Below are 4357 nucleotides of genomic sequence, written 5' to 3'. Positions count from 1 at the left end.
GTTTTGTTTTCTTCAAATCGTGACATAGCACGCATAGATGTCTTCTCCAAGGCGAGAATGCGTATTCTGTATGTGGCAATCGGAGTTCAGCCCCGATTACACCAGCAAGAAGCAGCAAAACTTAAAAAATAACTACACAGATGAGATTTATGGAAGCTTCTTCATTACATAATATCCTAATGGTTTCAAGGGCGGGCAACCCGAACGATCAATGGGATAAGCAACGAACGATGAGGAAGGTTCAGAGCATATGCCATGATCATTCCAACAGGGAAGTCTGAATCTGAAAAACCGATGGTAAACGTTTAGGGCAGGGTATCCTGAGCTGTTTGTTCACATTCATTCGACCAAATACGACTTCGATGGAAGAAGGGGGAACATCAAACTCCCGGGCTAAAAAACGCAGCATATGATCGGTGGCTCGACCATCCTGGGGTTTTGCGGTGACGCTGACCTTGAGCTGGTTACCCTTGGGTTTGCCAATGACATCGCGGGAGGCGTTGGGTTTCCCCAAAATGTTGACCACCAGGACATCGCCTTCCCACCAAAAAAAATTTTGTGCTGATTCGGACATCGGTTTCCTGTTTCCTCATCCGGGGTACGCAAAACGGTGAGTACATGGTAGGATTATATCCTACTCAATACCAGCAGGAAGAGGCCCCTGACCATGCGATCCACGCAGCAGATGAGCATTACCTTACCTCTGGAGATGGTTCGTTTCATCAAGGACAAGGTTGCTTCCGGTGAGTATGCCAGTGAAAGTGAAGTCATTCGCGATGGTTTGCGCACGCTCCAGACCAGGGATCGCATTATTGAAGAATGGCTACGTTCGCAGATTCACGTTGCCAGCAAGCGCTAGAAACGAAAACATGCCCACTGATCATCAATCGCTACCCATCATCACCCCATGAACCATCCCGCACAGTCCCAATATCCTACGGCTAAAAATTCAGAGGATAGCCATCAGAACGAGCCCATCGTCCAGGAAGATTATCGGCTGGTAACGCTCGGGTTCGACTATTCTGCAACGCAAAGCATGATGTATAAGCGCGATCCGGATTGTCTCGTTCTGGGCTATACCCGAACCATGATGGGATTTCTGCTGTTTCACCCCAAACCCAAATACATTGCCATGATTGGTCTGGGGGGTGGGTCGATTGCCAAATATTGCCGGCGTTATCTACCCGACGCGCAGTTTACGGCGGTGGAAATTAATCCGGAGGTGATTGCATTGCGTGACCGCTTTCACATTCCACCGGATGGCCCCGGTTTTCAGGTGCTCTGCGCTGACGGTGCCGAGTATGTCAGAAAAAATCTAAAAACCAATGATGTTCTTTTGCTGGACGGTTTCAATCGTGATGGTCAAGCCGAAGAATTATGTACTACCAGCTTCTATGACCATTGCTATGCCAACCTGCGCAATTACGGTGTACTGGTGGTCAATTTGCTCAATAGTGATACGCGGATGGATGCCTATATCAGTCGTATTCAGACCAGCTTTGATGATCAGGTCATCGTCGTGGATGCCGAAAAATCCGGCAACAAGATTCTCTTTGCATACAAGGGGGATCAATTTCCACGGCTAGCCAGGAAAATATCCGAAAGGGCGCGGAGGATGAGTGCATTGCATGATGTTTCCCTGAATAGTACGGCCCACAAAATGATCCAAAAATTCAGTCGGCTATACGTGTTGTGATGGCATCAGAGCAGCACGGCCAGCATCACCAGCCACAATCAGTTGATAATTTGTCCCTGCTCTTCGATGGTTCTGACATATTGATGCTGCAGTAGAAACTCTTTAAATGCCTGCGGTGCAGGGGCCAGATGCTTGCCTTTGCGGTGCACCAGATGCCAGGCTCTCTGCAAAGGAAACCCCTCCACAGAAAGTTCGCGCAGATAACCTGCTGCTATTTTTACCACGACACTGTGGCGCGCGAGAAAACCAATCCCCATACCAACGGTCACAGCCTGTTTGATGGATTCATTACTGTCCATGATCACCCCTTCCTTGATATGCAATCCCTGTTCGGAAAAATAGCGCAATACGGTCTCCCGCGTTCCCGATCCAGGCTCCCGCAACACAAAGGGTTCCTTAACAATTTCAGCTTGCGGGATGTTTTTTTGCCAAGCCATGGGATGATTGGACGAAGCAACCAGAATCAGATAATTACGATGAAAGGGCAGGGCAACCAGGTCCAGCGCCGGAGACGGCTCGCCCATGATGGCCATGTCTACGTCATTGCGTTCGAGCCCCGCGAGGACGTCTTTGCGGTTGGCAATGTTTAAATGGATTTTGACCCGGGGATGTTTATTCAAAAATCGGGAAAGCAATTCCACGGCAAAAGCATTAGCGGTGGAGGTCACGGAAATGCGTAGTAGTCCGTCTTCTATATCCCGTAAATGCTCCAGAGAGCGTTTCAGGTTTTCCAGTTCTGTACCGATTAGTGCGCCGGTGCGGAGAACCTGTGCTCCGGCATCGGTCAGATAGACTTTTTTGCCGACCTGCTCGGTTACGGGTAAACCAATTTCCTGTTCGAGTTTGCGCACTTGCAGATAAACCGCAGATTGGGTGAGATGCAACTGGTTGGCGGCTTTCGTGTAGGATCCAGTCGCTTCTACCATGCCCAGAATCTCCAGTTGGCGCAAGGTCATGTTTCTCATGGGTGGATCTCCAAAGTGCAGAGGCTGTGCCCTGAATAATATATTTCATCTATTATGTGTATATGAATTAATCGTTTTTTATAATGATTTTTGTAGTGTACAGTCTGTTGACTTATCAATCAATTTAAGGAACGGAGCATGGACCAGTCCTCACGTTATGCCGATCTCTCTTTGCGCGAAGAAGATCTGATCGCCGGTGGCAAGCACATACTGGTTGCCTACAAAATGAAACCCAAAGCAGGATATGGCTATCTTGCATCAGCTGCGCACTTTGCGGCGGAATCCTCAACCGGAACCAATGTGGAAGTATCGACTACAGATGATTTCACCAAGGGCGTGGATGCTCTGGTTTATCACATTGACGAGGCCACTGAGGATATGCGTATTGCCTATCCTATGGAACTGTTTGACCGCAACATTCTCGACGGGCGCATGATGATTGTGTCCTTTCTCACGCTGGCTATCGGTAATAACCAGGGCATGGGGGATATTGCGCATGCCAAAATGATCGATATCTTTTTCCCGCCCCGGGCGATACAACTCTTTGATGGTCCTGCCAGGGATATTTCTGATTTATGGCGGATTCTGGGTCGGCCCATCAAAGATGGCGGTTATATTGCCGGCACCATCATCAAGCCGAAACTCGGCCTGCGGCCGGAACCCTTTGCGGAAGCCGCTTATCAGTTCTGGTTGGGCGGTGATTTCATCAAGAACGATGAGCCTCAGGGAAACCAGGTGTTTTCTCCCTTGAAAAAAACCATTCCGCTGGTTGCCGATGCGATGAAGCGTGCCATGGACAAGACCGGGCAGCCCAAGCTGTTTTCCGCCAATATCACGGCCGATGATCATTATGAAATGTGTGCCCGTGCTGACTATATTCTCGGTATTTTTGGTCCTGACGCTGATAAAGTGGCCTTTCTCGTGGACGGTTTTGTCGGTGGTCCCGGCATGATCACGACCGCACGTCGCCAATATCCCGGCCAATATCTCCATTATCACCGGGCCGGACATGGCATGATCACCTCACCCTCAGCCCTGCGTGGATACACCGCTTTCGTGCTGGCTAAAATTTCCCGTCTGCAGGGGGCATCCGGCATCCACGTCGGTACCATGGGGTACGGCAAGATGGAAGGCGAAAATGACGATCGCAACATCGCTTACATGATTGAACGCGATGAGTGTCAGGGTCCGGTGTACTACCAGAAGTGGTATGGCATGAAACCCACTACACCGATCATTTCTGGTGGCATGAACGCACTGCGCCTGCCCGGATTTTTCGAGAATCTGGGCCACGGCAACGTGATCAATACTGCCGGCGGTGGCTCCTACGGTCACATCGACAGCCCAGCGGCCGGAGCCATCTCCCTGCGCCAGGCCTATGAATGCTGGAAAGCCAAAGCGGATCCCATTGAATGGGCCAAGGAGCACAAGGAGTTTGCGGGTGCTTTTGCGTCCTTCCCGCAAGATGCGGATCAACTTTACCCGGGTTGGCGGGATAAAGTCGGTGCGCATCGATAAGGTATTGTTGTAGCGGTGAGTCATCACCCAATGCCGTAGGCCGAAATCTCGCCGTTCGCAGATTTCGGCCTGTTTTCTTTTTGCGTGGTTCCAGCTACCGCTGGAATGGAGATCTGCACATGAATCCTGGTAATCCGGTATACGATTACATGGTCAACAAGGAACCTTATTATCATCC

At 50.1% G+C, this 4357-nt stretch carries 5 protein-coding genes; 3 read left to right on the top strand and 2 right to left on the bottom strand.

The window, feature by feature from the left end:
- Positions 1–259 precede the first annotated feature (259 nt).
- Positions 260–574 carry a DUF167 domain-containing protein gene (locus tag AC2VLY_RS05310; protein WP_193651295.1) on the bottom strand — a complete coding sequence of 105 codons (315 nt, stop codon included), beginning with the start codon at positions 572–574 and terminating at the stop codon, positions 260–262.
- Between the two features lie 93 nt (positions 575–667).
- On the opposite strand from AC2VLY_RS05310, the gene AC2VLY_RS05305 reads away from it, so the two are divergent.
- On the top strand, positions 668–859 hold the full coding sequence (locus tag AC2VLY_RS05305; RefSeq protein WP_010637020.1) for a type II toxin-antitoxin system ParD family antitoxin: 192 nt from the start codon (positions 668–670) through the stop codon (positions 857–859).
- Positions 860–907: 48 nt separating this feature from the next.
- Positions 908–1696, top strand: a complete 789-nt coding sequence (locus AC2VLY_RS05300) for a spermine/spermidine synthase domain-containing protein (protein WP_193651297.1) — start codon at positions 908–910, stop codon at positions 1694–1696.
- 38 nt (positions 1697–1734) lie between these two features.
- Here the strand turns inward: AC2VLY_RS05300 and AC2VLY_RS05295 are convergent, their stop codons facing one another.
- Complete coding sequence (locus AC2VLY_RS05295; protein WP_193651298.1) at positions 1735–2661, bottom strand: LysR family transcriptional regulator; 927 nt, start codon at positions 2659–2661, stop codon at positions 1735–1737.
- 138 nt (positions 2662–2799) lie between these two features.
- Here AC2VLY_RS05295 and AC2VLY_RS05290 point away from each other — a divergent pair, with 138 nt between their 5' ends.
- Positions 2800–4179 (top strand): ribulose-bisphosphate carboxylase, encoded by a 1380-nt coding sequence (locus tag AC2VLY_RS05290; protein WP_486921890.1) that lies wholly within the window; start codon positions 2800–2802, stop codon positions 4177–4179.
- Positions 4180–4357 lie beyond the last annotated feature (178 nt).

The organism is Acidithiobacillus sp. TH-A36 (assembly GCF_057473445.1).
The sequence above is the reverse complement of the archived record's forward strand: the minus strand, read 5'-3'. Positions and strand labels throughout refer to the sequence as shown.

Bases quoted from the DNA above. Each gene is read 5' to 3' on its own strand.
- AC2VLY_RS05290 (WP_486921890.1), top strand. From the start codon at position 2,800: ATGGACCAGTCCTCACGTTATGCCGATCTCTCTTTGCGCGAAGAAGAT.
- AC2VLY_RS05305 (WP_010637020.1), top strand. From the start codon at position 668: ATGCGATCCACGCAGCAGATGAGCATTACCTTACCTCTGGAGATGGTT.
- AC2VLY_RS05310 (WP_193651295.1), bottom strand. From the start codon at position 574: ATGTCCGAATCAGCACAAAATTTTTTTTGGTGGGAAGGCGATGTCCTG.
- AC2VLY_RS05295 (WP_193651298.1), bottom strand. From the start codon at position 2,661: ATGAGAAACATGACCTTGCGCCAACTGGAGATTCTGGGCATGGTAGAA.
- AC2VLY_RS05300 (WP_193651297.1), top strand. From the start codon at position 908: ATGAACCATCCCGCACAGTCCCAATATCCTACGGCTAAAAATTCAGAG.